This is a genomic window from Halomonas rhizosphaerae (genome assembly GCF_030010555.1).
GTDB lineage: Bacteria > Pseudomonadota > Gammaproteobacteria > Pseudomonadales > Halomonadaceae > Halomonas > Halomonas rhizosphaerae.
This window is the reverse complement of the sequence record NZ_JASCQP010000008.1, coordinates 1-24,865: the sequence shown is the minus strand read 5'-3', so window position 1 is coordinate 24,865 and position 24,865 is coordinate 1. Positions and strand designations below refer to the sequence as shown.

Sequence of the window (24,865 nt, the reverse complement as noted above, 5' to 3'; positions counted from 1 at the left end):
ACCACCTGATCCCATGCCGAACTCAGCAGTGAAACCGCTCAGCGCCGATGGTAGTGTGGGGCCTCCCCATGCGAGAGTAGGTCATCGTCAGGCACCTATCCCGAGAAGACCCCGTGTTCGAAAGAGCACGGGGTTTTTTCATGTGCGGCACTCACGCCGTTACATGATGTTGCAAGCCGGAGTGGAAAGGTCGTCTGGCAGCGGCTAGGGTTTTTCTGCACGACCCCAATGGACCTGGACGTCTCAGAAGGAGATGAGCATGAAGAACACCATGATGCGCAAGCTGGGCCTGGCCCTGTTGATCGCCATGCTGGGTGTCGGCCTGGCGGCCTGCGAAGAGGAGCAGGGGCCGGCCGAGGAGGCAGGCGAGAATATCGACGAGTCCATGGACGAGATGGGCGAAGAAATGGAAGAAGCGGGCGAGGAGATGGAAGAGACGGCCGAGGACGCCCAGAACTGATCGCCCCCCCTCGGTGGTGGAACATAGAAAAGGCCGGGCACCATGCCCGGCCTTTTACGTCTCGACCTGTCACTCCGTGGGGGTCAGGCGCCGGGGTTCTGCTCGATCCCCTGCAGGTACCAGGGGGCGCCGTCGCGCAGTTGGCGGGTCAGGTGCCAGGTCTCGTTGAACTCGTTCTCTTCCCCGTTCTCGGCGATGATGCCGTGGAAGATCACCGTGGCCTCGGCCTCCTGGCCCACTTCGCGGATGTCGCCGAGTTCGGCGAACAACCGCACGATCTCGGTGCGATTGTTGGCCGGCTGCCGGTCACGCTCCTCACGCAGCAGGTTGTAGAGCCCCGGCGTCACGTACTCCTGGATGCCGGCGAAGTCGTTGTTATCCCAGGCGCGCTGCAGGGTCATGAAATGCTCCTTGGCGCCGCCGAGGAAGCGTTCCCGGTCGAACCACTCGGGTTCCGAGGCGAAGGCGGCTCCGCTGCCCAGTGGTGCCTGCTCGGCCTGGAAGCGCTGGGGACCGGCGTTGGCATCCGGCTGGCCGGGGCCACCGGCCATGGCCAGCCGGCGCCGGGCCAACAGCTTGAAGAGCAGGAAGGCCACGCCGGCGACCAGCAGGATGTCCATCAGGCGCAGTTCGTCGAAGGCGCCACCGAAGAAGAGCGCAGCGAGCAGGCCGCCGGCGAGCAGGCCACCGAGCATGCCGCCCATCCGTGAGCCGGGGCGCGCCTGGGTGGCGCGGTTGCCGGCGGCCTGGTTCTGGGTGGCGGCGGGCTGCTGCTCCACGGTACGGGACTGGCTGCCGAAGCTCTTGCCGCCACCCAGGCGGCGGGCATCGGCATGGTCCACGGCCAGGCCGAAGCCCAGCACGCCGACCACGAGCATGACGAGAAGGTGACGCATCGGGGAGTTCTCCATCGGGGAAGGGGTCAGAAAGGGTCGGAAGCGTCCATTCTAGCGGCTATGCTGGTCAGCCACGACCACTAAAGTGAGGGAGGCCGCCGCTGGCTGCCTAATTCGCGAAAGGCCGGGCAAAGTGCCCGGCCTTTCACATATAGGCTAGCTACCGCTGTGATGGGGCAGGCGCCAGTCTCCGGTATGGTGATCACTGAGGTCCTCATGACTTGGCGCCAAGTCAAAGACCCTCTGACGGAGCATGGTCCTGGTCTTGTGCGGGCAACGGCGCGAGGTACGGACGTCATCCAGTTGGCGCGGGTCAGGCCCATCTCGCGATTCAGTTGGCGAAGCAGCAGGGAGCGTCGCCATCGGAAGTGACACACCCCCGTCGAAATACGGCGGTGAGCTGGCGGCCCTTGGCTGCTTAGAAAGGCGGCTGTCGGGGTTAACGTTTGTTCATGAGCTTGAATCATAGACGGTTGTAGTCGTCTTTTCATGTCCTATGAAATAGTCGGGCTATGTTCATTAGCGCACAGAAAGCGTCTTATTTACCTCCTATGCTCTACTTGTGAGTGGTAAGGGAAGTGCCTGAACTGAACGAGCATCTTGCATCATTCGCCGACAATTCTGCGGCGTCTTCCTCATAAGATGCATGACAGCTGGCCATAGGCAAGCGAATGCATAAGGAGAAAAGGATGAAAAGGACCGCAATTGCTATCGCAGTTGGCGCCCTAAGTATCGGGATTTCCCAAGGCCTCCTTGCCGAGGAGGAGAGTGCGCAGCAAAACGAACAGCAGAAGATGAACCAGGAAGGCGGTGAAATCGGCCAGGAATCGCAAGGTCAGGGAACCGAGGTTCGCGTCGAGGGAGAGCCGGCTGATGTCAATGTCGAGCAGGAGCCGGCTGAAATTCGGGTTGAGCAACAGTCGCCGGATGTGACTGTCGAGCAACAGCCGCCCAAAGTCACCATCGAGCAGCCGGACCCCAACGTTACTGTCGAACAGGCCGAGCCCAACGTCACAGTCGAACAGACAGGTGAAGCCGACGTAGAGGTTGAGCGCGCCGAAGAGGCCGAGGCAGAAATGCGTGATCCGGATGAAGAGGATCCAGCGCAAGAGGATCCAGAACAGAACTCTCAGGACCACCAGTCCGCAGATGGCAATGACCTGACCAACATGAAGGTCAGCGAGATCGAAGGCTATGCCGTCTATAGCCAGGAAGACGATGATGAAATCGGTGACGTGGAACGTGTGGTTCGCGACACCCAGAATAACGATATCTATGTCGTGATTTCTCAAGGAGGCTTCCTCGGTTTCGGCAAGGACGAGATGGGCTACAAGCTGGATGATTTACAGATTCGCAACGATGACGAGCTCGTGGTTCGCTCAAGCGATGATGGCGAATCCGGCGACTATGGTAGCGACAAATACGAGGATCTCGACGGCAACCAGACCCTTCGTGAGGCTATGCAGCGCAACTGAGCGCAGAACGCTGGGCAGCTATGGATTGTTCATGAGGGCCTGAACCATGGCATGAACGGCCATGCGATGAATGGCGCGGCCTCGACCGCGCTTTTTTTAATCGGTCTTTTAGCTTTTGCTTCATGTATGTATTGCCGTTGTGGTTTCGCCATCCATACCGCCTTCTGGATCATTATTACCGATGGCAGTACGCCGTGATGATGCGAGATCGCATCTCCGTGCCGCCTCAGTTAGCGGGTGTCACGGACACAAAGGAATTGAAATCATGAAAATGCGTGCCTCATCCACTGCCATGAACCGTTCGCAAGACCTCTGGCGGCAGTCCGCCACGACGTTGGCGGCCCTCATCAAATCCGGTGATGTATCGAGCCGCGAGGTGGTTGATGCGCATCTGGGGAGGATCGAAGCGGTCAATCCGATGCTCAATGCCGTTACTGTCATGTTGCGCACGTCGGCGCGTGAGGCGGCGGATGCGGCGGATGTCCGTCGCAAGAAGAAGGGCAAGCGCGATCTGCCGCCCCTGCACGGGGTGCCGATCACCGTGAAGGAGAACATCGATTGCGTCGGCACCCCGACCACCTTCGGCCTGGCCGTGAATGCCAATGCGTTGCCGGAGCAGGATGCGCCGGTCATCGAGCGGATGCGCGCCGCCGGCGCCATTCTTATCGGGCGCACCAATATGCCGGAAATGGGCCTGCGGGTCTCCACGAGTAACCCGTTCAGAGGGCTGACACGCAATCCATGGAACGCCCATCTGACTGCCGGTGGCAGTAGTGGTGGGGAAGGTTCTGCGGTGGCGTCCGGCATGTCACCGCTGGGGATCGGCAACGACATCGGGGGTTCACTGCGTAATCCCGCCTTCTGCTGTGGTGTCGCGGCGCTGAAGCCCACCCAGGGACGAGTGCCCTACGGTGGTGCTGGAGACGGTTTCCTGAGTGCCCAGGTGATGCTGACGGATGGCCCCATCGCGCGCAGTGTGGCAGATCTCAGGCTCGTGCTGGAACTGGTTCACCGGCAGCACGTTCGTGATCCCCGTTCGGTCACGGTAGCGTTGGAAGGCCCAAGCATGGCCCGTCGTGTCGCCATGGTCACCTCACTGCCCGGTAGCATGCTTGATCCCGCGATTGTGGCCAGCGTGAGGGCGGCAGGGAGTGCGCTTGCTTCCGCCGGTTACCAGGTGGAGGAGGCGATACCGCCGGAAATCGAGCTGATCAACCATCTCTGGACGCAGTTCCAGATGTACGACCTGAGCCTCACGGCCGAGTCGATACGCCCCCTGCTCAGCGCGGAGGTGGCGGTGCTCATGGATGCCCTGATCGCGAAGGTCGACCCGTCGGTGACACATGCCGAGCTGCATCAGGAGCGTTCGCGTCTGGGCCGGGCCTGGTCGTCGTTCTTTGCACAATATCCGATTGTCCTGGGACCCGTCTGGCCTTCGGCGCCGTTCGCGCATGACGCCGATGTCGCCTCTCCCGCTGGCAGTCAGTTGATGCTGGACATGCAGTGGTTCGTGACCCCCGGCAACCTGCTGGGTATCCCCGCAACGGTAGTGCCGACCAGGCCTATCGATGATGCACCGATGACCGTTCAGCTGTATGCCGATCGCTTTCGCGACGACCTGGTATTGGAGGCTGCCGAGATCATCGAGACGGTATTCGGTCCCAGCACGCCGGTGGACCCTTTCGTGGTATAAGCCGGTGACTGCCCGAGCATGACGCAAAGGTGACGTATCAGAGGTTCTCCCTCATGCTGTGCAGCCACGACCACTAAAGAGAGGGAGGCCGCCGATGCGCCTGATGCGAGAGAAGAGCCTGCTGCTGATCGTCGACCTGCAGGCCGGCCTGCTGCCGGTCATCGAACATGGCGATCAGGCGGTGACCGAGGCCGCCTGGCTGGGCGGCATGGCCGGCGAGCTCGAGGTGCCGGTGTGGGTCACCGAGCAGTATCCCGAGGGGCTGGGGGGCAGCGAGCCGCGGCTGCTCGAGGCGTTGCCGGCGCACCGCCTCTGGCACAAGGTCCACTTCGATGCCCATGCCGAGCCGGCCTTCGCCGAGGCCATGGCCGCCGCTGGTCGTCACCAGGTGGTGCTGTGCGGCACCGAGGCGCATATCTGCGTGATGCAGACCGGCCTGGGCCTGCTCGAGGCGGGCTACGAGGTCTACTGGCTGGTGGAGGCCTGCGCCAGCCGGCGGGCCGCCGAGGCGCGGCTGGCCAAGGAGCGGATGGTCCAGGCCGGTGCGGTACCGGTGAGTGCCGACATGGTCGCCTACGAGTGGTTGCACCGCTGTGACGACGAGCGCTTCAAGCAGGCCCACCGCCGCTTCCTCCGGGGCCGCTCGGCACGCCCCCTGGTCTTTACCGGATAGCCCTCAGGCGGCGCCCTCGGCGCGGGTGAAGACCAGGGTGTCGCCCTCCGACAGGGCGGCATTGTAGGCATAGCCCGCCACGTCGAAGTCCTTGAGGCCCTCGGGGTCGTCCAGGCGCTCGCGGATCATCCAGGCGGCCATCAGGCCACGGGCCTTCTTGGCGTAGAAGCTGATGATCTTCAGCTTGCCGTTCTTCTCGTCCTTGAACACCGGGGTGATCACCCGCGCCTCGAGCCGCTTCGTGTCGACCGCCTTGAAGTACTCGTTGGAGGCCAGGTTGACCAGCACCGGGCTGCCGCTCGCCGCCACGGCGCGGTCGAGCTCCCTGGTGAGGGTCTCCTTCCAGAAGGCGTAGAGGTCACGACCGGCGGGGTTCTCGAGCCGGGTTCCCATCTCCAGGCGATAGGGCTGGATCAGGTCCAGGGGGCGCAGCAGGCCGTAGAGGCCGGAGAGGATACGCAGGTGCTCCTGGGCGAAGGCGTTGTCGTCGTCGCTGAAGGTGTCCGCCTCGAGCCCCACATAGACGTCGCCCTGGAAGGCCTGGGCGGCGGGCTTGGCGTTCTCGGGCGTGAAGGGGGTGTGCCACTCGGCGAAGCGGGCGGCATTGAGCCCGGCCAGCTTGTCGCTGATGCCCATCAGCTCGCTGAGCCGTTGGGGCGAGTAGTCGCGCAGGATCTCGATCAGCTCGCGGCTGCGGTCGAGATGCTCCGGCTGGGTGTGCAGGGTCGTGGTGGCCGGGGTCTCGAAGTCCAGCGTCTTGGCGGGCGAGATCACGCTCAGCATTGGGGGCGCTCCTGTGCCTGAAGGGGGATGGCCTGACAGCAGTCGAGGCCAGTATACCAAGCGGCCCGGGGGCGATGGGCTATCGGGGTGATAGCCCGTCGCGCCGGCGCTGCCGGGTCAGGGCGCGGGATTGGGGATGCGCTGGTGAACCGCCTCGATGGCCTCCAGCACCTCGGCGTCGAGCCGCAGGGACTCGCTCGCCAGGTTGCTCTCCAGCTGCTCCATGGTGGTGGCGCCGATGATGTTGCTGGTCAGGAAGGGTCTCGAGTTGACGTAGGCCAGGGCCATCCGGGCCGGGTCCAGGCCATGCTCGCGGGCGATCCCCACGTAGGCGGCGGTCGCCTCCTCGGCCAGCGGATTGGTGTAGCGCTGGAAGCGCTCGAACAGGGTCAGGCGGGCGCCGGCGGGGCGGGCGCCATCCAGGTACTTGCCGGAGAGCATGCCAAAGGCCAGCGGCGAGTAGGCCAGCAGTCCCACCCGCTCGCGGTGGGCGATCTCGGCCAGCCCCACTTCGAAGGTGCGGTTGAGCAGGCTGTAGGGGTTCTGGATGCTCGCGACCCGCGGCAGGCCCAGGGTGTCGGCCAGATGCAGGGCGCGCATTACGCCCCATGGCGTATCGTTGGAGAGCCCGATGGCGCGCACCTTGCCGGCATCCACCAACGCCTTGAGTGCGGACAGCGTCTCCTCCAGCGGCGTGGCGTCCTCCTCCTCGTCGTGCTCGTAGCCGAGCCTGCCGAAGAAGTTGGCCTTCCGGTCGGGCCAGTGCAGCTGGTAGAGATCGACATAGTCGGTCTGCAGCCTTGCGAGGCTCTCGTCGATGGCCTGGTGGAGGTGCTCGTGGGTGAGCCGCGGACCACCGCGGATATGCGCGAGGCCGGGACCGGCGGCCTTGGTGGCGATGATCACGTCATCGCGGCTGCCCCGACGCTTCAGCCAGCTGCCGATATAGGCCTCGGTGCGCCCCTGGGTCTCGGCCTCGGGAGGCACCGGATACATCTCGGCGGTGTCGATGAAGTCGATGCCGAAGGCCACGGCACGGTCGAGCTGCTCGTGGGCCTCGGCCTCGCTGTTCTGCTCGCCGAAGGTCATGGTACCGAGGCACAGGCGGCTGACCTCGATGCCGGTATCGCCTAGCGGTCGCGTCTGCATCCGTCACTCCTGGCAGGGCTGCTGAAGGGGTTGACCCGGTAGGGTAGCGGGGCCCGGGCAGGGCGGCAAATCCCGGGGTTGAGTCACTGCCGGGGCGCGCGTATGCTTGCCTCCCCGTTGCCCCGGCGGAGTCCGCAGGGCCACCGTTTTCCGCAGGGAGCGATACCGGCCACAGGAGGTGGCCGGTATCACTTCCGCACCACTGGACGCAGGGTTGTTGCCATGTCTGAGGCATCCTCACTGTTCACCCGGCTCGAGTACCGGCTTGCGCAGCAGCTGTTCCATACTCGCTGGCTGCCCCGCTCGCCACGTACCCAGCGCCTGACCATGCACCTCTTCCAGCGCTGCGCCGATGCCGGGCATCCGGCGGCGCTGTCGCAGTATGGTCATATGCTCTTCCACCGCGGTGTCAGTCCCCAGGACAAGGCCCGCGGGGCGCGCTACGTGCTCGAGGCGGCCCATGCCGGGGATGCCAAGGCCCAGTACCAGGCCGGGCAGATTCGCGAGCACGGCTGCGCCCAGTATCCACGGCGCGACGACCATGCCGTGACCTGGTATGCGCGTGCCGGCGAGGCGGGCCATCCCCTGGCGGCGACCCGCCTGGCCCGCGCCTACCGCAACGGCGAGCTGGGGCTGCCGGTGGATACCGAGAAGGCCGGGCATTGGCAGGCGCTGGCCGACCGCCTCGCCGGGCTTGCCGGTTCGCTGGACGCTGGTTCTATGGACAGGGCCGAAGGCGAGACGCGACACTAGCCCTTCGCCTCCGTTGCCATCGGCCATCTCGACCAAGGACTCTCCCGCCCGTGACGCTACCCACACTGCTGGATATCGAGGCGTCCGGCTTCGGGCGCGGCAGCTACCCCATCGAGGTCGGCCTGGCCCGCGCCGATGGCAGTACCTGCGCCTTCCTCATCCAGCCGCTGGCCGAGTGGACACACTGGGACCCCAAGGCCGAGCTGCTGCACGGCATCAGTCGCGGTCGGCTGCAGCGCGAGGGCTACCCGGTGCGCCAGGTGGCCCGCTGGCTCAATGACGAGCTGGGGGAGGTCGGGATCGCCTACAGCGACAGCTGGGGCTACGACAACACCTGGCTGTCGCTGCTCTTCCACCATGCCGGCATGCTGCCGGCGTTCCGCCTGGAGGCACTGCGTATCCTGCTCAGCGAGGCGCAGCAGGCCCTGTGGAGCCGGACCAAGGAAGCCATCATCCGCGAACAGGGCATCCATCGGCACCGGGCCGGCGAGGATGCCCGCCTGTTGCAGCTCACCTACCTGCGCACCCTCGAGCTCGCCGCCGGCGCCTGACGCTCGGCCCGCGACTCGCCGCTGACCGGGAGCGGCATTCCGCCGATTCAGCCGGCCGAGGCCAGCCGGGTCTCCAGCGCATCCAGCAGCTCGGCAGGGTCGGTGGCATCGACCAGCTCGGCCCGGGTGCGGCCATTGAGGAAGCCGTGCTCCACGGTATTGTCGAGGAAGGCCAGCAGCGGCGCGTAGAAGCCGGCGGTGTCGAGCACGCCGATGGGCTTGTCGTGCAGGCCCAGGTAGTGCCAGGTCCAGGCCTCGAAGAACTCCTCCAGGGTGCCGATGCCGCCGGGCAGCACGATGAAGGCATCGGCATGGGCCGCCATGCTCGCCTTGCGATCGTGCATGTTGCGTACCCGCACCAGCTCGGTCAGTCCGTGGTGGGCCTGCTCGCGCTCGACCAGGTGGTCGGGCATCACCCCGATGGCCTCGCCGCCGGCCGCCATCACGGCATCGGCCAGCTCTCCCATCAGGCCGACGCGGGCACCGCCGTAGACCAGGCCGTGGCCGCGTCGGGCCAGCTCGGCACCGAGCCGGCGCGCCGCCTCGAGGAATTGCGGGTCACGGCCCTCCCGGGACCCCAGATAGACGCAGAATCTCGACATGTCTTCCTCCTAAAGGCTCATCCTAGCGACCGCAGCGGGGGCTCGAAAGCCTGGAAACGCCAGGGGCGCCAAAAGGCGCCCCTGGCAGAGTGTGAGCCGCTCGGCTCAGCGCGTGCCTGTGGCATCGCGTTTCATGGCCTGGCGTAGCAGCCTCACGCCCACGCCGCTGATGCCGAGCATGCTGGCGATCAACGCGAGACTGGCAATCACATGGGTATCCAGGTACATCCGGGGTTCTCCTAGGGGGTGGTCAGGGGAGGGGGGTTGTCATGATCAGGGCAGGCAGTCGGCCACCCCGTAGTGCGCATCGAGCCACTGGCCGATGACGTTCTCGCCGCAGAGGTGATGGGCATACTGGGTGTGCAGGCAACGCACCTGGTCCCGGTTGGCGATGCCGCCGATGCCGCGCTCGGTGAGCACACCCTCGTAGCCCAGGCGGGTGACCTCGGCCTTCTGGTCCTCGCTCATGTAGGCCCAGCGGGCCGCCACATAGGCGTCGTGGCTGCGGTGGTAGGCGGCCAGGAAGTCGGGGTCCTGCTGCAGGCGGGTCTCCAGCTGCTTGATCACCCCGGCGGCCTCGATATGCGAGATCTCGACCTTGAGACGCTCGGAGCATAGCCAGTAGAGCGTCGGGAAGGGCTTGCCGTCGACGATGGGCGCCATGCGCAGCACCAGCGGGGTGCCCTCGCCGTCGGTGGCGGCCAGGGCCTCGATGCCGCGGGGTGCGCGGCCGAGCTGCTCGGCGATGATGGCCAGCTGCCGCGCGTCAGGGGCCAGGTCGGTGCGGATCACCATCGTCTTCGTCCCGTACGAACTTGTTCGAATGCCCCACGGCGAGGAAGAAGGCGCGGTTGAGCTGCTCGGGGGTGGGGACGTAGCGCCACTCCCGCTCGCAGTACTCGCCGGCCCGTGCCATCAGCACGTCATGGAGGCGATTGAACGGCGCATCATAATCGTAAGGGTCGGCGCCGAACAAGCGGATGTGGGGATAGTCGGCGAAGCGCGCGATGAAATAGCGCTCCAGGTCGGCCTCGACGGCGCGATGCCGGGGCGTGTCGTCCGGGTCCAGCCAGAGGGTATAGCGAATGGCCATGGGGGCTCCCGTCGGTGGGTGGCGGTCATGGTGTGACATCGCCGGCCAGGGTTCGGCTCGGCGGCGATTCAGTGCCGTGCCAGGGCGGCGAGGCAGGCCCCGGTCAGGCGCCCCAGGTCGTCCGGGGCCAGGCAGATCTCCAGCCCGCGGCGACCGCCGCTGACGTGGAGGGTCGCGAGGCGCTCGGCAGAGATATCGAGGAAGGCGGCCAAGCGCTTGCGCTGGCCCAGCGGGCTGATGCCGCCCACCACGTAGCCGGTGGCCCGCTCGGCCTCGGCGGGGTCGGCCAGGCTGGCCTTGCGGCTCCCCGCCGCCCGGGCCAGGGCCTTGAGGTCGAGCTGGGCGGAGACCGGCACCATGGCCATCACCAGGCGGCCGTCGTCGAGCCGGGCGAGCAGGGTCTTGAACACCGCCTCGGGCGAGAGGCCCAGCGCCCGGGCGGCCTCCTCGCCGTAGGTGGGGCTGCGCGGGTCATGGTCGTACTCGGCCAGGGTGAACGCGACCCCGGCCTGCTCGAGGACCTTCACCGCCGGGGTCATGCGTCCGCCGGCTCCGCCTGGAGGTGGATTTCTAGGGCCTCGCGCAGCTCGCCCTCGATGGGGATGGCCTTCTTGGCCTCGTGGTCGAAGTGCACCATCACGGTGTGGCCGAGGTTGGTCAATTGGCCGTCCTGGCGCGCCTCCTGGCTCACCGTGAAGGAGCTATTGCCGAGCCGCGAGACATAGGTTCGGATCTCGATCTCGCGGCCATACTGCAGCTCGGCCCGGTAGTCGACCTCCATGCGTGCCATGATCAGGCGCCACTTGCGCGGGTCCAGGTCCGGCGTGAACAGCCGGAAGAGGTCGTTACGGGCCAGCTCGAACCAGGCCGGAAGCCGGGTGTTGTTGACGTGGCCCAGGGCATCGGTGTCGTAGAAGGCGGGCTCGATGGTGCGGGTGAACATCTGGCGTTTCCTTGTTGTGGTCTCTGCAGGGAAAACAGCGTTGCCCCGAGCAAGCGCTCGGTCAAGTCCCGGCGCGAGGGTGCGCGGCCAGGCGAGTGGCCCGCCAGGCCAGCAGGCGGGTCCAGGCCAGCAGCCAGGCAGTGGCGACGGCGAAGCCGATCAGGGTGCCGAGCACCAGCCCCAGGCTGTCGTAGGTCAGCGAGACGCACAGGGCGTACCAGAGCAGCGCGCCGAGCCCGGCCGGGTAGTGCTTGATCACCGTGGCCACCGGGGCCGCGCCATGGGTCAGGTGCAGGATCACCAGGAAGGGGTACATGGTCACCGGGAAGGCGGCCATGACCCCGGCCCAGGCGGCCGGCATCACGTGGGCGAGGCCGGTGATCAGGAAGATGATCCCGGCGGCCAGGGCGGCACGCAGGCCCAGCGCCGCCCAGCTGAAGCCGCCCCGGGCGCCGGTGGCGGTTTCCGGTACCCGGCGGTAGAGCCGGGTGAAGAGGATGATCGCCGCCAGGGTGGTCAGGGTGCCGGTCAGGCGGGTGAACTCCACCTGGGTCAGCAGCAGGCTCACCGCCAGCCAGGCGGCGAGCCCGCCCGCGGTGCCGGCGAGGACGCCGGCCAGGCCGTCGCGGCGGGCGCAGAGCAGGTAGCCCCCGCCCAGTGCCAGGGTGGCGGTGAAGCCGGCCAGGGTATGCACGGCACTCTGGGTGGCGAAGGCCGGGGAGATCTCCAGGCCGATGAAGAACAGCGCGATGGCGGTGCCCAGCGGGTAGCCGGCGAGCAGGCCGGCCACGCGGGTGCTGACCCGCTCGGCGATCACCGAGAGGCCGAGCACCACGCCGATCGATACCAGCAGCTTGGCCAGCTGCCAGCTCAGGGGAACTTCCATCCTGTTTTCCTTATCCCTTCGGGTGTGTCCCGGAATGTTGGAGGCCAGCATGGCCGGCCATGACCTTACGCCCCCACCGCGCCCCGAGGCCTGCGAGCTGTGCGGGCGCGCTGCGCCGCTGACCCGCCACCACCTCATTCCGCGGGCCCTGCACGGAAAGGCCCGCTACCGACGGCGCTTCGACCGGGTGGAGCGGCTCACCGCCATCCTCTGGGTCTGCCACTCCTGCCACAAGCACCTCCATGCGGTGCTCGGCGAGCGTGAACTGGCCGAGCATTATCGCAGCCGGGAGGCGTTGATGGCCCATCCGCAGATCCAGACCTTCGTCGCATGGCTCTCCACCAAGCCCGCCGGCTTCCGGCCCAAGAAGCGGGCCGCGCGGCGGCGCTAGCCGGTCGTCAGACCAGGCGCAGCCCCTTGAGGTCGGTCCAGGCGGCCCTCAGGGCGGCGGCCAGCGGCTCGCGAAGGTGCTCGGGCAGTGCCTGCTCGGCGGCGGCGAGGTCCTCGAAGTCGCGGTTGCGCAGCCAGCAGTAGGCCCAGGCGCAGGCCTCGTCGTCGCTGGCCGGCAGCGGCCGGGCCGGCATCTGCACCAGCAGGAAGGTGGCGGTGCGTGCCGCCCAGAGCGGTGGTTCCTCGCCGTCGGGACGGCTCCAGTCGGCGAGGGTGTCGCCATCCGGGGTCCGCTCGGGGAGACCGATCCGGGTCACCCGGGCGGTCTCGGCGAGCAGCAGGGCCAGGCGGTCGGCACCGCCCTGGCCGAGGGTCAGCCACTGGGCGATCAGGGCGGGCAAGCCGCGGCGTACCTTGGCATAGAAGCCGTCTTGGGGCATGGTCTCGTTCATCTTGCTGGCCTTCTGGGATCGGGAACTGCACATGGAATTCGATTTTGCCACGCCCGTCGAGCGTCGCCACCCGTCGGGCGGTGACTGGCCCTCGCAAAAGTGGCACCGCTACGGCGAGGACGTGCTGCCGCTGTGGGTCGCCGACATGGACTTCGCCTCGCCCCCTGCGGTCATCGAGGCCCTGCGGGCCCGGGTCGAGCATGGCGTCTTCGGCTATGGCCTGGTGCCCGACTCCCTGCGCGAGACCCTCTGCGCCTGGAGCGCCGAGCACTATGGCTGGGCCATCGAGCCCGGCTGGCAGCTGTGGCTGCCGGGCGTGGTGCCGGCGCTGCACATGGCGAGCCTGGCGCTGACCGAGCCCGGCGATGGCGTACTGACGGTGACGCCCATCTATCCGCCCTTCCTGCGAGTGGCCGAGCGCACCGGGCGGCGGCCCCAGCAGGCGGCCCTGCAGGCCCCGGCCGCGCCCGGCGGGCCATGGCGGCTCGATCTCGCGGCGCTGGAGGCGGCCATCACCCCCGAGACCCGGCTGCTGCTCTGGTGCCACCCCCACAACCCCACCGGACGGGTGTGGACGCGAGAGGAGCTGGCGGGGCTGATGGATCTGGTCGAGCGCCACGACCTGTATCTGGTCTCCGACGAGCTGCACTGCGACCTGCTGCTCGACGAGGGCGCCCGCCATGTACCGCTGGCAGCCGAGTTCTCCGAGCTGGCCTCGCGCATCCTGACCCTCTGGGCGCCGTCCAAGACCTTCAACCTGGCAGGGCTCACCACGGCCTGCGCGGTGATTCCCGACGCCGGCCTGCGGCAACGCTTCGCCAGGGGGATCAAGGGACTGATACCCGATGGCAATGTCCTGGGGTTGGTCGCCGCCGAGGCCGCCCATGCCCACGGCGAGCCATGGCGGCAGGCGCTGCTGGCCGTGCTGCGCGGCCACCGTCGGACGCTGGTCGAGCGGGTGGCCGGCTGGCCCGGCGTGGCCATGAGTCCGCCCGAGTCCACCTACCTGGCCTGGCTGGACCTGCGCGAGGCGCGAGCGCTGGAGGGGGCGCCGCAGCGACTGCTGCTCGAGCGGGCCGGCGTGGCGCTTTCCGACGGTGCCGACTTCGGCTGGCCGGGCTTTGCCCGCCTCAACTTCGGCACCACGGCCACCCAGCTGGAAGAAGCGCTTACCCGGCTGGATGGGGTACTGCGCTGAAGCTGGAAGCTTGAAGCCGAGAGCTGGAAGAAAACCCCACACCCCAAGGTATGGGGGGCATGCCGCGCAGCGGCATTCTTCCAGCTTCCAGGCGCGAAGCGCCGCTCTTCCAGCTTCCAGCTTCAGTAGAGCAGGGCGAAGAGCTTGCGGCGATAGGCGACCGTCAGCGGATGATCGGCGCCCAGGGCATCGAAGACCTGCAGCAGGGTGCGGCGGGCGGCATCGTCGCCGTAGGCGCGATCGCGTTTCATCAGCGCCAGCAGGGCATCCAGGCCGGCCTCGTACTGGCCGTCGACCACCTGACGCAGGGCACGCTTGTAGTGGGCCTCGCTGTCGTCGCGGCCCTCCAGGGCGGCCAGCTCCTCGGCGGAGGGGGCCTGCTCGCCGAACTCGATGCTGGCGCGCACGCCGCGGGCCGGGGCGGCATCGCGCTCCTCCGGGGGGAGGTTGTCCAGCAGGGTGCGGGCCTGTTCGGCCTGGCCGTCGGCCACCAGGGCACGCGCCAGCTCCACCTGGTAGGGAAGGTGCTGGGGATACTGCTGCACCAGCTCTTCGTAGATGCTCCTGGCGGTGGCGGCATCGCCGGCGGCCAGGGCCTCGGCGGCCTGGTCCTCTGGGCTCTGCGGGGCCTCTTCCGGGGCCGGGAAGTAGCGTCCCAGCCACTCGCGGACCTGCTTCTCGGGCAGGGCACCCTGGAAATGGTCGACCAGGCCGCCCTGGCTGATCAGTTTGACGTCCGGCACCGAGCGCACGCCGAGTTGGCCCGCGATCTCCTGGTTCTCGTCGATGTTGAGCTTGGCGAGGATGAAGGCGCCCTGGTACTCGCGGGCCAGCTTCTCGAGGATCGGCATCAGGTTCTTGCAGGGCTCGCACCAGGGGGCCCAGCAGTCGAGCAGCACGGGCACCTGCATCGAGGTCTCGAGCAGCTGTTGGATGTTACCGGCATCGACGTCGATGATCATCTCGGCGTCCTGGCCGCCGGGAGACGCGGCATCGGCACTCTCGCCGGCGGGAATGTCGTCGGTGAGCGGCTCACCGGTGCGGGGGTCGACGATGGGCATGATCGATAGCCTTGCGTGGGGATGAATTTGCTGTACAGATGCGGGTGATCGCCCGCGACTTCAAGGGGAGCCGGCCTGTGATACGACGAATTCTGCGAATGGTCTCCGGGCTGGCGGTGCTGCTGGCCCTGCTGCTGGCCGGGCCGCTGTGGATGCTGGCCACCGAGCGCGTGGAGGGCCGTGGCCACTGGTCCACGGCCGATCGAACCTCGGCCGGCCTCGCCCCGCCCCCTGCCGAAGCCTCCGAGGCGGTGGTGCAGCTCTATGCGGCAAGGGCCTGGGGATGGCGCGGCGCCTTCGGCGTGCATACCTGGATCGCCACCCGCGACGCCGGGGCCGAGGCCTGGAGGATGCACCATGTGCTCAGCTGGCGCCGTCCGGCCCTGGTGTCGCGGTCGACCACCGCGCCGGACCGGGCCTGGTACGGCAGCGAGCCCGTGCTGCTGGCCGACTACCGGGGCGCGGCGGCCGCGCGGCTGGTTCCCGGGATCGAGGCGGCGGTGGCGGCCTATCCCGCCCCCTCGACCTACCGTGCCTGGCCGGGGCCCAACAGCAACACCTTCACCGCCTGGGTGGTCCGCGAGGTGGAAGGACTCGAGGCGACGCTGCCGGTGACCGCGGTGGGCAAGGACTATCTGCTCGACGGCGTGCTGGCAGAAGCGCCGGGTGGGCTCGGCGTCACCGCCTCGCTGGGCGGGCTGCTGGGGCTGACCCTGGGGCGCGACGAAGGGCTCGAGCTCAACCTGCTGGGCCTCTCGCTGGGGGTCGACCCGCGGCGCCCGGCGCTCAAGCTGCCGGGCATCGGCCGGCTGGGCATGGCGCCCCTCATCAAAGGGCGAGGGGAAGGCAGCGGGGACCGCTGAATCTGAAACGACAGGGAGCCGATGACCGATGGTCATGCCGCATACGAAAAGCCGACTCCCGCAGGAATCGGCTTTCTCGATATTTGGTAGCGGGGACTGCTGAATCTGAAACGACAGGGAACCGATGACCGACGGTCATGCCGCGTACGAAAAAAGCCGACTCCCGTAGGAATCGGCTTTCTCGATATTTGGTAGCGGGGACCGCTGAATCTGAAACGACAGGGAACCGATGACCGACGGTCATGCCGCGTACGAAAAAAGCCGACTCCCGTAAGAATCGGCTTTCTCGATATTTGGTAGCGGGGACCGGATTTGAACCGATGACCTTCGGGTTATGAGCCCGACGAGCTACCAGACTGCTCCACCCCGCATCAACGTGTGGCGTATTCTACAGGCTATGCGCCTTTGGTCAAGGATTGATTTCAAACGCTCGTCCCGACGGCACTCCCTGGTCCATACTCCATCTGCTGTCATCAAGGTGACAGATCAATGAACAAGACTGGTGATGGCCGGCCTGGCGCCACGCCACACAAGATGTCATGCATATCAGGGAGGTAGTCAATGACAACTCAAGCACCCGTCGCCTGGGTCACCGGTGGTACCGGGGGGATCGGCAGCGCCATCTGCCGTTCGCTCGCCTCGCAGGGCTACACGGTGGTTGCGGGATACCACAACCCGGACAAGGCCAAGGCCTGGCTGGAGACCCAGAAGGCCGAGGGTTTCGACAACATCGACATCGCCGGGATCGATCTGGTCGACTTTGATGCCTGCGTGAAAGGGGTCAAGGAGATCGAGGAGAAGCACGGCCCCGTCAGCGTGCTGGTCAACTGTGCCGGGATCACCCGGGACGGCACCATGAAGAAGATGACGCCGGAGCAGTGGCACGAGGTCATCGACACCAACCTCAACAGCGTCTTCAACACCTGCCGCAGCGTGATCGAGAACATGCTCGAGAAGGGCTATGGCCGGATCATCAACATCTCGTCCATCAACGGCCGCAAGGGCCAGTTCGGCCAGGTCAACTATGCCGCGGCCAAGGCGGGCATGCATGGCCTGACCATGTCGCTGGCCCAGGAGACGGCCACCAAGGGCATCACCGTGAACACGGTGTCACCCGGCTATATCGCCACCGACATGATCATGAACATTCCCGAGAAGGTCCGCGAGGCCATCCGCGAGACCATCCCGGTCAAGCGCTACGGGACGCCCGAGGAGATCGGCCGCCTGGTGGCCTTCCTCGCCGACCAGGAGTCGGGCTTCATCACCGGCGCCAACATCGACATCAACGGCGGGCAGTTCATGGGCTGATCGCCCGACCGTCGCACGCCCCCTGTCGCCGGCGACCCCGGCGGCAGGCACGACAGCGCGAGGCAGATGCCTCGCGCTGTTTCGTCGGTGGGCGGCTTTCTGGCTCAGGGCGGGGGCAGTTCGGCCAGACTCTCGAGCATGCGGTCGAGCTCGCCCACCTCCCGCTCCCAGAGTCCCTCGGGCATCGGGCCGGTGGCCAGCAGGTCGGCCAGTATCTGGTGGAGCTCCTCGGCGCGTGAGGTCTGCTGGCCCAGGCTGTCGTTGAGGCGTTCGACCTGGATCGCCAGGCGCAGCGGGTCGTCACGCTGGTTGACGCGTCCGCCGGCCAGCAGCGAAAGGTGGGCCCGCAGGCGTGCCAGTCGCTCCTCCACCGCGTCGTCCGCGCCGCCCCGGCGGGCGGCGTTGCGACGTTCGTGGGCGTCACGCAGTGCGCTCGGCAGGGCCAGGCCGTCCGGGAGGGCGACCTCCTCGACGGGGCCGCCGGCGAGACGCCGGGCGTCCGCCTGCAGGTGGGCATTGAGCAGGGGGCGGATGGCCTGCCAGCGCTCGGCTTCCTCGGCCAGTGACAGGCGCGCCAGGCGCTCACGGCGGGCCCGCACGATACCGCTCCAGCGGCGCCGCATGCCCTCGCTGCGCCGTCCCGAGGGCAGGGGCTCGAGTGCCGTGGCCTCGCGCACGGCCTCGTCCAGCACGCTGGCCTCGCGGCTGTGCGACGGATGCCAGCTGTCGAGCCGGTCGATCAGCGCCTGCATGGCATCCAGCCGGGCCCGGTTGCGCTGGACCTGGTCATCTCGGGCGGCCTCGCGGCTGGCGAAGATGTCGTCGCATAGCGAGCGGAATTCGCGCCACAGGGCCTGCTCCTCGCCCTTGGGGGCGCGTCCCAGCTCGCGCCAGCGGCGCTGCAGCGCCTTGGCCTGGTCGGCCCGCTTGGACGCTGGCATGTCCCGGGCCAGCAGTTCGCGGGTCTGCTCGATCATGTCACGCTTGGCCTCGGCGATCTCCCGGGCGCGCCGGTCGATCAGGGCCTGGAGGTCATGGCGGATGCGCCCGAAGCGTCGGCCGATGGTCTCGGCCTCCTCCCGGGGCACCGGAGCGAAGCGGCGCCACTGCTCCCGCGAGCGGTCCCGGATCTCGCGCAGCGCATCGGGGTCGGCCTCGTGGGCGGGCTGCTCGAGCAGCGTCTCGAGCTGCTCGCACAGGGCCTCGCGGGCCTCGAGGTTGCGCTGGCGCTCGGCCAGCTGGCGCTCCCGCCAGGGGGCCAGGCGTTCGTGGATGCGATCGGAGGCGGCACGGAAGCGGGCCGACTGCTCACGGTTGGCGGCGGCATCGCCCAGGGCCTTCCACTCCTTGACCAGCTGGCGATGGCGGCGATCGAGCTCGGCCTCTGTCGGCGGGGGGGTATCGGCCAGTCCCTCGATGGCGAGGCACAGCTGGTCACGCTTGGGACCGGCGACGAAGCCGCGCCAGTCCCGGAGCTCGGCGAGTCGCGCCGCGAGGCGCTTGAGTCGAGCCTGATGGGGTTGCAGCGGTGCCTGGGGGAGCTGGTCGGCCTGCTGGCGCAGGCGCTGGTGGAGCCGACTGGCGCCCTTGAAGGCGCCGCTCTCCAGCAGGCGCTCGAGCTGGTCGAGCTCTTCGACGAAGCGCGACAGCCGGGCGTCCAGGTCGCCGTCATCCCGAGGAGGCTCGGCGGCGATACGCTGTCGGGCACGCTGCAGCAGCGGCGCCGGTGCCAGTCCCTGAGGCCAGCCGCAGGCCTCCACCAGGGCCTCGAGGCGTTCGTCATCGCCATCGGCCAGGGCCTGTTCGATCGCCTCGGCACGCTCGTCCAGGCGTACCCGCGCCTGGACGATGCCTTCACAGGCGGCAAGCGCCCTGTCATAGCGCTCACGCAGTGCCTCGTCGGCCAGGTGGTGGTCGGAGAGGGCCTGCCAGCGGGTGGCCAGCAGGCGCTTATGGGCGCGCAGGCTGGCGATGTCCTGGTCGGTGAGCCGGTCGCCCTGATGCAGGCCCTCGAGGCTCTCCTCCAGGGCCTCGATCAGGGCCTCCCGGGTCTGGTCGGCACTCTCTCGCTGACGATGGTCGGCATCCCGCGCATGCTCCTGGGCCTCGTGGTCGCCGATGACCTTGCGGCAGCGCAGGCAGGCATCCTGGTAGCGCCGCTCCTGCCGGGCGTCCGGCAGGTCCTCGAACTTGGTCCACTCGCGCATCAGGTGGCGGAAGCGGCCGGCATAGAGCGGTTCCCAGGGGCTGCCGGCGTGCTGCTCGAGTGTCTCGAGCAGTGCCTCGCGGCGTTCCCGGGCCGCCGCCAGGGAGGCGGCGTCGGCCCGCAGTCGGTTGAGGCGTTCGCGTGCCTTGCGGGCCACCTGGCGGTCGCGCCGGGCCTCGTGGGCCAGCCGTGAGAGTCCTGCCTCGCTCTCGACCCGGGCGGCGGCGGCATGGCGCACAGCCGCGATGCCGTTGTCACAGGCCTGGCGGATCAGGTCCTCTTCCGCCTCGAGGCGGGCCAGGGCGGCGAGTCTAAGCTGCAGGTTATCGCCCTGCAGGGCCAGCTCGTTGAGCAGCTCGGGATCCTCGAGCCGTTCCACCAGGGCGATGCGTGTCGGCAGGTCATGCTGGCCGTGGCGGCCGGCGAGCAGGGCCACCAGGTGGCGTCGCAGCTCCGGGGGGGCGTCTCCCTCCCGGCACAGGTCCAGCAGGCGCTCGGGATCCTCCAGATGGGCCAGGGCCGCCTCGCGTACCCCGGGATCGGGGTCGAGGGCGAGCTGCTCGAGGGCACGGCGCTGGTCATCGCGGGCCGGGTCGAGACGTGCCACGGCCTGGCGGCGGACCTCGGGGTCCGGATGTTTCCAGCGCGGGGCGAACAGGCGACGAAGGAGTCCTGACATGGGGCATCCTGACAAAGGGAGCGCGCCCCGGCGGGGGCGCGGAACAATCGTTATTGTTGGCGGCAATGGCGCGGGGCCTGGGTCGAGAGTATCTAAGCACGTGCCGAGGCTGCAGAAAAGTCCAGCCGGCGGCGAGGTGTGGCCATCCGGAGACACTGACAACGGCCGCCCCTTGACCGTATGATCGGTTGCAGGGGCGCAGCCACTCGCTTAGCTTTGTGGCTGTACCCCGATCATCACCCGACGTGGAGTTCGGCAATGAGTCTCAAAGTGGACAGGGACAGCATGGCATTCACCTTCAAGGGGGGGATGCTGCCGATGACGGTCATGGAGCTGACCAGCGCCGATCCCGAGCGCATCCGCGAGCAGCTCGCGGGCAAGCTCAGCCAGTCGCCGGCCTTCTTCCAGCATACCCCGGTCGTTCTCAACGTCGAGAAGCTCGATGAACCCCACCTGGCCCTGGAGCGCATTTGCGCGGTCTGCCGGGCCCACAAGTTGTTGCCGGTGGCGGTGCGCGGCGGTCCGGACCCGGTCAAGCAGTCGGCCTGGGCCCTGGGGCTGGGCTGGTTTCCGCCCCAGGAGGCCTCGCGCCCGCGCCCCCTGGAGAGCGTCGCCGGTGACGGCGACGACGAGGTGGCCGAGCCGATAGCGCCGGCAGGGGAGGCCGAGATGCCGGCCCCGCTGCCTGGCACCACGGCGGGCGGTCGCATCTACCGCGGCACGGTGCGCTCCGGGCAGCAGGTGACCGCGCCCGAGGGCGACCTGGTGGTGGTGGGGGCGGTCAATGCCGGCGCCGAGGTGCTCGCCGCCGGCAGCGTGCATGTCTATGGCGCCTTGCGCGGGCGTGCCCTGGCCGGCATCCATGGCGATGCCCAGGCCGGTATCTTCTGCCGTGAACTGCATGCCGAGCTGCTCTCGGTGGCCGGCAACTACAAGCGCCTCGAGGACATCGACCCGCGCCTGCTGGGCACCACCGTGCAGGTCCGGCTGAGCGATGACCAGTTGGGCATCACGCCGCTGGCCTGATGCCGGCCACCGCGTGGCAGCCGCGCTTGCACCACCATTCCCTTTCATCATCACAAGACAGGATGCGACACTTGGCCAAGATCATCGTTGTGACCTCCGGCAAGGGTGGGGTCGGCAAGACAACCAGCGCAGCCGCCATCGCCACAGGGCTGGCGCTGCGTGGCAAGAAGACCGTGGTCATCGACTTCGACGTGGGGCTGCGCAACCTCGATCTAATCATGGGCTGCGAGCGTCGCGTGGTCTACGACCTGGTCAACGTGATCCAGGGCGAGGCGGGGCTGAACCAGGCGCTGATCCGTGACAAGCGGGTCGATAACCTGCACATCCTGCCGGCCTCCCAGACCCGCGACAAGGACGCCCTGACCCAGGAGGGCGTCGAGAAGGTGCTCGATACCCTGACCAAGGACTTCGACTTCATCATCTGCGACTCCCCGGCGGGCATCGAGCGCGGCGCCCAGCTGGCCATGTACTACGCCGACGCGGCGATCGTGGTCACCAATCCCGAGGTCTCCTCGGTGCGCGACTCCGACCGCATCCTCGGCCTGCTGGCCTCCAAGACCCGGCGCGCCGAACGCGGCGAGGACCCGATCCAGGAGCACCTGCTGATCACCCGCTACAACCCGAGCCGGGTCGACCTGGGGGACATGCTCAACCTGGAGGACATCCGCGAGATCCTGGCCATCGACCTGCTTGGCCTGATCCCGGAGTCGGAGGCGGTGCTGCGGGCGTCCAACCAGGGGGTGCCGGTCACCCACGATGACGACAGCGATGCCGGCCAGGCCTACGCCGACACCGTGGCCCGCCTGCTGGGCGAGGAGGTCCCCCTGCGCTTCCACGAGTACCAGAAGAAGAGCCTGTTGAGCCGCATGTTTGGAGGAGTCCGCCGGTGAAGTTGCTCGATTTCCTGAAGCGAGAGCGCAAGAAGTCCGCGTCGGTCGCCAAGGAGCGGCTGCAGATCATCGTGGCCCATCAGCGCACCCAGCGGGGGCAGCCGGACTACATGCCGCTGCTGGAGAAGGAGCTGCTGGAGGTGATCCGCCGCTACGTGCAGATCGATGACGACGCGGTGAACATCACCCTCGACAGCGAGGACAACTGCTCGGTGCTGGAGCTCAACGTGACCCTGCCCAAGTCCTGAACAGGCAGCCCCGAGCGCGTCCTGGGCACGAGCCCGGCGGCTGAGTCGTCCGCGGGGCTATGCTAGGCTGGAGGCCGTGAATTCACTCCTTTCGGAGAGCTCCCGCCCATGGCGCAGTCCCCCGCCGCCCCGCAGTCCTTCCTGTGGCACGATTACGAGACCTTCGGTGCCGATCCGCGTCGCGACCGGCCCTCCCAGTTCGCGGCCATTCGCACCGATGCCGATCTCAACGAGATCGGTGAGCCCCTCGAGCTCTTCTGCAAGCCGGCCGATGACTTCCTGCCCCATCCCCAGGCCTGCCTGATCACCGGCATCACACCCCAGCAGGCCCGCCGCCGCGGCCTGCCCGAGGCCGAGTTCGCCGGCCGGGTCGAGGCGGCCATGGGCGAACCGGGCACCTGTGCCCTGGGCTACAACAGCCTGCGCTTCGACGACGAGGTGAGCCGCCACCTCTTCTACCGCAACCTGCTCGACCCCTATGCCCGGGAGTGGCAGAACGGCAACTCGCGCTGGGATCTGATCGACGTGGTGCGTGCCTTCCATGCCCTGCGCCCCGAGGGCATCGAGTGGCCGACGCGCGACGATGGCGCGCCGAGCTTCAAGCTGGAACACCTGACGGCCGCCAATGGCATCGCCCATGCGGGGGCCCATGACGCCCTGGCCGACGTTCGCGCCACCATCGCCCTGGCGAGGTTGCTGCGCGAGCGCAACGGCAAGCTCTTCGACTACCTGCTGGGGCTGCGCGGCAAGCGGGCCGTCGCCCGGCAGCTGGACCTGCCCGGGCGCAAGCCGGTGCTGCACATCTCGCGTCGCTACCCGGCGAGTCGCGGCTGCAGCGCCCTGGTGATGCCGCTGGCCGAGCACCCCTCCAACCCCAACGGGGTGATCGTCTTCGACCTCTCCATGGATCCGACCCCGCTGCTGGAGCTCACCCCTGAGCAGATTCGCGAGCGGGTCTTCGTCAGCAACGATGACCTGGCGGAGGGGGCCGAGCGCATTCCGCTGAAGGTGATCCACCTCAACAAGTGTCCGGTGCTGTTCCCGACCAGCGCCCTCAAGGACGTGGAGGGGCCGCACAAGGGCGAGTATGGCGCGATCGTCGAGCGACTGGGGCTGGACCTGGCCGCCTGCCGGGCACACTGGAAGCTGCTGTCGAGTCGCCCGGAGGTCGCCTCGCGTGTCGCCGAGGTGTTCGCCGCGCCGCATCCCGAGCCGCCGCATGACCCGGACCTGATGCTCTATGCCGGTGGCTTCTTCTCGCCGGCGGATCGCCAGCAGATGCAGCGGGTGCGCGAGACCGACCCCTGGGACCTGGTGGGGGCACGCTTCGCCTTCCAGGATCCACGCCTCGAGGAGATGCTGTTCCGCTACCGGGCCCGCAGCTATCCGGAGACCCTGGAGAGCGAGGAGCAGGCACGCTGGGAGGCCTTCCGCTGGGAGCGCATGAACGATCCGGCCGTCGCGAGCCTGACCCTCAAGGAGTTCGCCCGGGAGATCGAGCGGCTCAACGGCGTCCCGCTCTCCGACCGTGACCGGCAGATCCTCGAGGAACTGGTGATGCACGTGGAGGCCATCATGCCGCCCCAGGCCTTCGACTGACGATCCGGTTCCTTTCCCGATGCCAACGACAGCGCCCGGCCGATGAACTGACCCCCAATCGTTGGACGGTTAGTTCTCTTAACCGGCGGCCATGGCCTGAGTCCTGTATTGCACGGGGCTCAGGCCTTTTAGTCTCTGCTTGATCCGTTGATGGTTGTAGTAGTGGATGTAGTCGGCAATGCCTTGCTGCAACTGCTCAACGGTGTCGAACCGGTTCAGATGGAAGTACTCGGCTTTCAGGGTGCCGAAAAAACTCTCCATGGCGGCATTGTCCAGACAATTCCCTTTCCGTGACATGCTGCGCAGTATCCGTTTCTCCACCACCAGGCGACGATAGTTGGGGTGCCGGTAATGCCATCCCTGATCCGAGTGCAATAGAGGCCGATCACCCGGCCTCAGCCGGTCGAAGGCGCTCCTCAACATGTGCTTCACCAGGCCCAATACCGGTCGTGGCCCGGTCTGGAAGGCGATGATTTCGCCGTTATACAGATCCATGACCGGTGACAGGTAGAGCTTCTGGTCATCGACCTTGAATTCGGTGATGTCGGTCACCCATCGTTGATTCGGTCCTTGGGCCTGAAACCGACGCCGTAGCGTATTCGGGGCGGCGTAGCCCTCGGCTCCTCGATAAGCCCGATACCGCTTGGGGCGAACGAGGGACTTCAAGCCCAGTTGTTGCATCAACCGCTGGACGGTCTTGTGGTTGACCGCCTCGCCTGTCTGGCGCAGCACAGCGGTGATACGGCGATAGCCATAGCGTCCCTTGTGGTAATCATAGATCGCCTGGATACGCGCCTTCAGAGACGCATACGGATCGCCAGCCCCCAGGGCCTTGAGCTGGTAGTAGAACGTGCTGCGCGGTAGCGATGCCGCACGTAGCAGCAGCGCCAGTGGGTGCTCATGCCTTAACCCTTGGACGGCTTGGGCTTTTTGCCCCGTGTCGTCGCCCACTTCTCTCGGGTCAAGGCATCGAGCTTTTTTAGATAGG

At 67.5% G+C, this 24,865-nt stretch carries 29 protein-coding genes, 1 tRNA gene and 1 rRNA gene; 16 read left to right on the top strand and 15 right to left on the bottom strand.

Annotated features, from left to right (window positions below; all coding sequences use genetic code 11):
- Both rrf and QLQ83_RS02755 read left to right on the top strand, forming a co-directional pair.
- Positions 1 to 93 (top strand): 5S ribosomal RNA (gene rrf / locus QLQ83_RS02760); the annotation flags it as partial.
- A 166-nt stretch (positions 94 to 259) separates the two neighbouring features.
- Positions 260 to 460 (top strand): hypothetical protein, encoded by a 201-nt coding sequence (locus QLQ83_RS02755; protein ID WP_282734039.1) that lies wholly within the window; start codon positions 260 to 262, stop codon positions 458 to 460.
- An 83-nt stretch (positions 461 to 543) separates the two neighbouring features.
- On the opposite strand, the gene QLQ83_RS02750 is transcribed toward QLQ83_RS02755, so the two are convergent.
- On the bottom strand, positions 544 to 1,356 hold the full coding sequence (locus QLQ83_RS02750) for a Tim44 domain-containing protein (RefSeq protein ID WP_282734038.1): 813 nt from the start codon (positions 1,354 to 1,356) through the stop codon (positions 544 to 546).
- Positions 1,357 to 2,045: 689 nt separating this feature from the next.
- On the opposite strand from QLQ83_RS02750, the gene QLQ83_RS02745 reads away from it, so the two are divergent.
- The 4 genes from QLQ83_RS02745 (at position 2,046) to QLQ83_RS02730 (ending at position 5,197) form a co-directional block, all read left to right on the top strand.
- Positions 2,046 to 2,831, top strand: coding sequence for a DUF6470 family protein (locus QLQ83_RS02745; protein ID WP_282734037.1), 786 nt, complete (start codon positions 2,046 to 2,048; stop codon positions 2,829 to 2,831).
- Between the two features lie 51 nt (positions 2,832 to 2,882).
- Positions 2,883 to 3,029, top strand: a complete 147-nt coding sequence (locus QLQ83_RS02740; protein ID WP_282734036.1) for a hypothetical protein — start codon at positions 2,883 to 2,885, stop codon at positions 3,027 to 3,029.
- 67 nt (positions 3,030 to 3,096) lie between these two features.
- Entirely contained in the window at positions 3,097 to 4,524 is a 1,428-nt protein-coding gene (locus tag QLQ83_RS02735) for an amidase (RefSeq protein WP_282734035.1), read from the top strand.
- Positions 4,525 to 4,618: 94 nt separating this feature from the next.
- Entirely contained in the window at positions 4,619 to 5,197 is a 579-nt protein-coding gene (locus QLQ83_RS02730; protein ID WP_282734034.1) for an isochorismatase family protein, read from the top strand.
- 3 nt (positions 5,198 to 5,200) lie between these two features.
- Here QLQ83_RS02730 and yaaA read toward each other — a convergent pair whose 3' ends face one another.
- Together yaaA and QLQ83_RS02720 are read right to left on the bottom strand one after the other, a co-directional pair.
- The gene (gene yaaA / locus QLQ83_RS02725) at positions 5,201 to 5,980 is read right to left on the bottom strand and encodes a peroxide stress protein YaaA (RefSeq protein ID WP_282734033.1); all 780 of its coding nucleotides are present in this window, start codon (positions 5,978 to 5,980) and stop codon (positions 5,201 to 5,203) included.
- Between the two features lie 117 nt (positions 5,981 to 6,097).
- Positions 6,098 to 7,129, bottom strand: coding sequence for an NADP(H)-dependent aldo-keto reductase (locus QLQ83_RS02720; protein WP_282734032.1), 1,032 nt, complete (start codon positions 7,127 to 7,129; stop codon positions 6,098 to 6,100).
- A gap of 222 nt (positions 7,130 to 7,351) precedes the next feature.
- On the opposite strand from QLQ83_RS02720, the gene QLQ83_RS02715 reads away from it, so the two are divergent.
- Both QLQ83_RS02715 and QLQ83_RS02710 read left to right on the top strand, forming a co-directional pair.
- On the top strand, positions 7,352 to 7,882 hold the full coding sequence (locus tag QLQ83_RS02715) for a tetratricopeptide repeat protein (protein ID WP_282734031.1): 531 nt from the start codon (positions 7,352 to 7,354) through the stop codon (positions 7,880 to 7,882).
- A gap of 50 nt (positions 7,883 to 7,932) precedes the next feature.
- Positions 7,933 to 8,433: a hypothetical protein gene (locus tag QLQ83_RS02710; RefSeq protein ID WP_282734030.1), complete on the top strand. Its 501-nt coding sequence runs from the start codon at positions 7,933 to 7,935 to the stop codon at positions 8,431 to 8,433.
- 47 nt (positions 8,434 to 8,480) lie between these two features.
- Here QLQ83_RS02710 and QLQ83_RS02705 read toward each other — a convergent pair whose 3' ends face one another.
- The 7 genes from QLQ83_RS02705 to QLQ83_RS02675 all read right to left on the bottom strand — a co-directional run bounded on the left by QLQ83_RS02705 (position 8,481) and on the right by QLQ83_RS02675 (position 11,957).
- Positions 8,481 to 9,035 carry an LOG family protein gene (locus tag QLQ83_RS02705; protein ID WP_282734029.1) on the bottom strand — a complete coding sequence of 185 codons (555 nt, stop codon included), beginning with the start codon at positions 9,033 to 9,035 and terminating at the stop codon, positions 8,481 to 8,483.
- A 105-nt stretch (positions 9,036 to 9,140) separates the two neighbouring features.
- Complete coding sequence (locus QLQ83_RS02700; protein ID WP_282734028.1) at positions 9,141 to 9,263, bottom strand: hypothetical protein; 123 nt, start codon at positions 9,261 to 9,263, stop codon at positions 9,141 to 9,143.
- 45 nt (positions 9,264 to 9,308) lie between these two features.
- A complete protein-coding gene (locus tag QLQ83_RS02695) occupies positions 9,309 to 9,830 on the bottom strand; it encodes a DUF501 domain-containing protein (RefSeq protein WP_282734027.1) in 522 nt (173 codons plus the stop codon).
- Complete coding sequence (locus QLQ83_RS02690) at positions 9,802 to 10,128, bottom strand: hypothetical protein (RefSeq protein WP_133637514.1); 327 nt, start codon at positions 10,126 to 10,128, stop codon at positions 9,802 to 9,804. The genes QLQ83_RS02695 and QLQ83_RS02690 overlap by 29 nt, the downstream gene beginning before the upstream one ends.
- Before the next feature lie 68 nt (positions 10,129 to 10,196).
- A complete protein-coding gene (ybaK, locus tag QLQ83_RS02685; protein WP_282734026.1) occupies positions 10,197 to 10,667 on the bottom strand; it encodes a Cys-tRNA(Pro) deacylase in 471 nt (156 codons plus the stop codon).
- Positions 10,664 to 11,071, bottom strand: coding sequence for an acyl-CoA thioesterase (locus QLQ83_RS02680; protein ID WP_326521264.1), 408 nt, complete (start codon positions 11,069 to 11,071; stop codon positions 10,664 to 10,666). The genes ybaK and QLQ83_RS02680 overlap by 4 nt, the downstream gene beginning before the upstream one ends.
- Positions 11,072 to 11,132: 61 nt before the next feature.
- Positions 11,133 to 11,957 carry a hypothetical protein gene (locus QLQ83_RS02675; RefSeq protein WP_282734025.1) on the bottom strand — a complete coding sequence of 275 codons (825 nt, stop codon included), beginning with the start codon at positions 11,955 to 11,957 and terminating at the stop codon, positions 11,133 to 11,135.
- 49 nt (positions 11,958 to 12,006) lie between these two features.
- Between QLQ83_RS02675 and QLQ83_RS02670 the strand changes: the two genes are divergently transcribed.
- The gene (locus tag QLQ83_RS02670; RefSeq protein ID WP_282734024.1) at positions 12,007 to 12,348 is read left to right on the top strand and encodes a hypothetical protein; all 342 of its coding nucleotides are present in this window, start codon (positions 12,007 to 12,009) and stop codon (positions 12,346 to 12,348) included.
- A 7-nt stretch (positions 12,349 to 12,355) separates the two neighbouring features.
- Here QLQ83_RS02670 and QLQ83_RS02665 read toward each other — a convergent pair whose 3' ends face one another.
- Positions 12,356 to 12,787 carry a hypothetical protein gene (locus QLQ83_RS02665; protein ID WP_282734041.1) on the bottom strand — a complete coding sequence of 144 codons (432 nt, stop codon included), beginning with the start codon at positions 12,785 to 12,787 and terminating at the stop codon, positions 12,356 to 12,358.
- Positions 12,788 to 12,830: 43 nt separating this feature from the next.
- Between QLQ83_RS02665 and QLQ83_RS02660 the strand changes: the two genes are divergently transcribed.
- Complete coding sequence (locus QLQ83_RS02660) at positions 12,831 to 13,997, top strand: MalY/PatB family protein (RefSeq protein WP_282734023.1); 1,167 nt, start codon at positions 12,831 to 12,833, stop codon at positions 13,995 to 13,997.
- 122 nt (positions 13,998 to 14,119) lie between these two features.
- Here QLQ83_RS02660 and QLQ83_RS02655 read toward each other — a convergent pair whose 3' ends face one another.
- Entirely contained in the window at positions 14,120 to 15,058 is a 939-nt protein-coding gene (locus QLQ83_RS02655) for a tetratricopeptide repeat protein (protein WP_282734022.1), read from the bottom strand.
- A 77-nt stretch (positions 15,059 to 15,135) separates the two neighbouring features.
- Here QLQ83_RS02655 and QLQ83_RS02650 point away from each other — a divergent pair, with 77 nt between their 5' ends.
- A complete protein-coding gene (locus tag QLQ83_RS02650) occupies positions 15,136 to 15,921 on the top strand; it encodes a DUF3750 domain-containing protein (RefSeq protein WP_326521263.1) in 786 nt (261 codons plus the stop codon).
- Between the two features lie 294 nt (positions 15,922 to 16,215).
- Here the strand turns inward: QLQ83_RS02650 and QLQ83_RS02645 are convergent.
- Positions 16,216 to 16,292, bottom strand: a tRNA-Met gene (locus tag QLQ83_RS02645).
- Between the two features lie 190 nt (positions 16,293 to 16,482).
- Between QLQ83_RS02645 and phbB the strand changes: the two genes are divergently transcribed.
- The gene (phbB, locus tag QLQ83_RS02640; RefSeq protein ID WP_282734021.1) at positions 16,483 to 17,229 is read left to right on the top strand and encodes an acetoacetyl-CoA reductase; all 747 of its coding nucleotides are present in this window, start codon (positions 16,483 to 16,485) and stop codon (positions 17,227 to 17,229) included.
- A 104-nt stretch (positions 17,230 to 17,333) separates the two neighbouring features.
- Here phbB and QLQ83_RS02635 read toward each other — a convergent pair whose 3' ends face one another.
- Positions 17,334 to 20,114: a DUF349 domain-containing protein gene (locus QLQ83_RS02635; protein ID WP_282734020.1), complete on the bottom strand. Its 2,781-nt coding sequence runs from the start codon at positions 20,112 to 20,114 to the stop codon at positions 17,334 to 17,336.
- 258 nt (positions 20,115 to 20,372) lie between these two features.
- Here QLQ83_RS02635 and minC point away from each other — a divergent pair, with 258 nt between their 5' ends.
- The 4 genes from minC to sbcB all read left to right on the top strand — a co-directional run bounded on the left by minC (position 20,373) and on the right by sbcB (position 23,877).
- A complete protein-coding gene (minC, locus tag QLQ83_RS02630) occupies positions 20,373 to 21,140 on the top strand; it encodes a septum site-determining protein MinC (RefSeq protein WP_282734019.1) in 768 nt (255 codons plus the stop codon).
- Between the two features lie 71 nt (positions 21,141 to 21,211).
- Positions 21,212 to 22,030 carry a septum site-determining protein MinD gene (gene minD / locus QLQ83_RS02625; RefSeq protein WP_282734018.1) on the top strand — a complete coding sequence of 273 codons (819 nt, stop codon included), beginning with the start codon at positions 21,212 to 21,214 and terminating at the stop codon, positions 22,028 to 22,030.
- Positions 22,027 to 22,278 (top strand): cell division topological specificity factor MinE, encoded by a 252-nt coding sequence (gene minE / locus QLQ83_RS02620; protein ID WP_040184914.1) that lies wholly within the window; start codon positions 22,027 to 22,029, stop codon positions 22,276 to 22,278. Before minD ends, minE begins: the two co-directional genes overlap by 4 nt.
- Before the next feature lie 108 nt (positions 22,279 to 22,386).
- Complete coding sequence (gene sbcB, locus QLQ83_RS02615; RefSeq protein WP_282734017.1) at positions 22,387 to 23,877, top strand: exodeoxyribonuclease I; 1,491 nt, start codon at positions 22,387 to 22,389, stop codon at positions 23,875 to 23,877.
- Positions 23,878 to 23,955: 78 nt separating this feature from the next.
- Here the strand turns inward: sbcB and QLQ83_RS02610 are convergent.
- Positions 23,956 to 24,865, bottom strand: a 910-nt coding sequence (locus QLQ83_RS02610; RefSeq protein ID WP_282733855.1) for an IS3 family transposase, incomplete at its 5' end; no start/stop codon positions are given.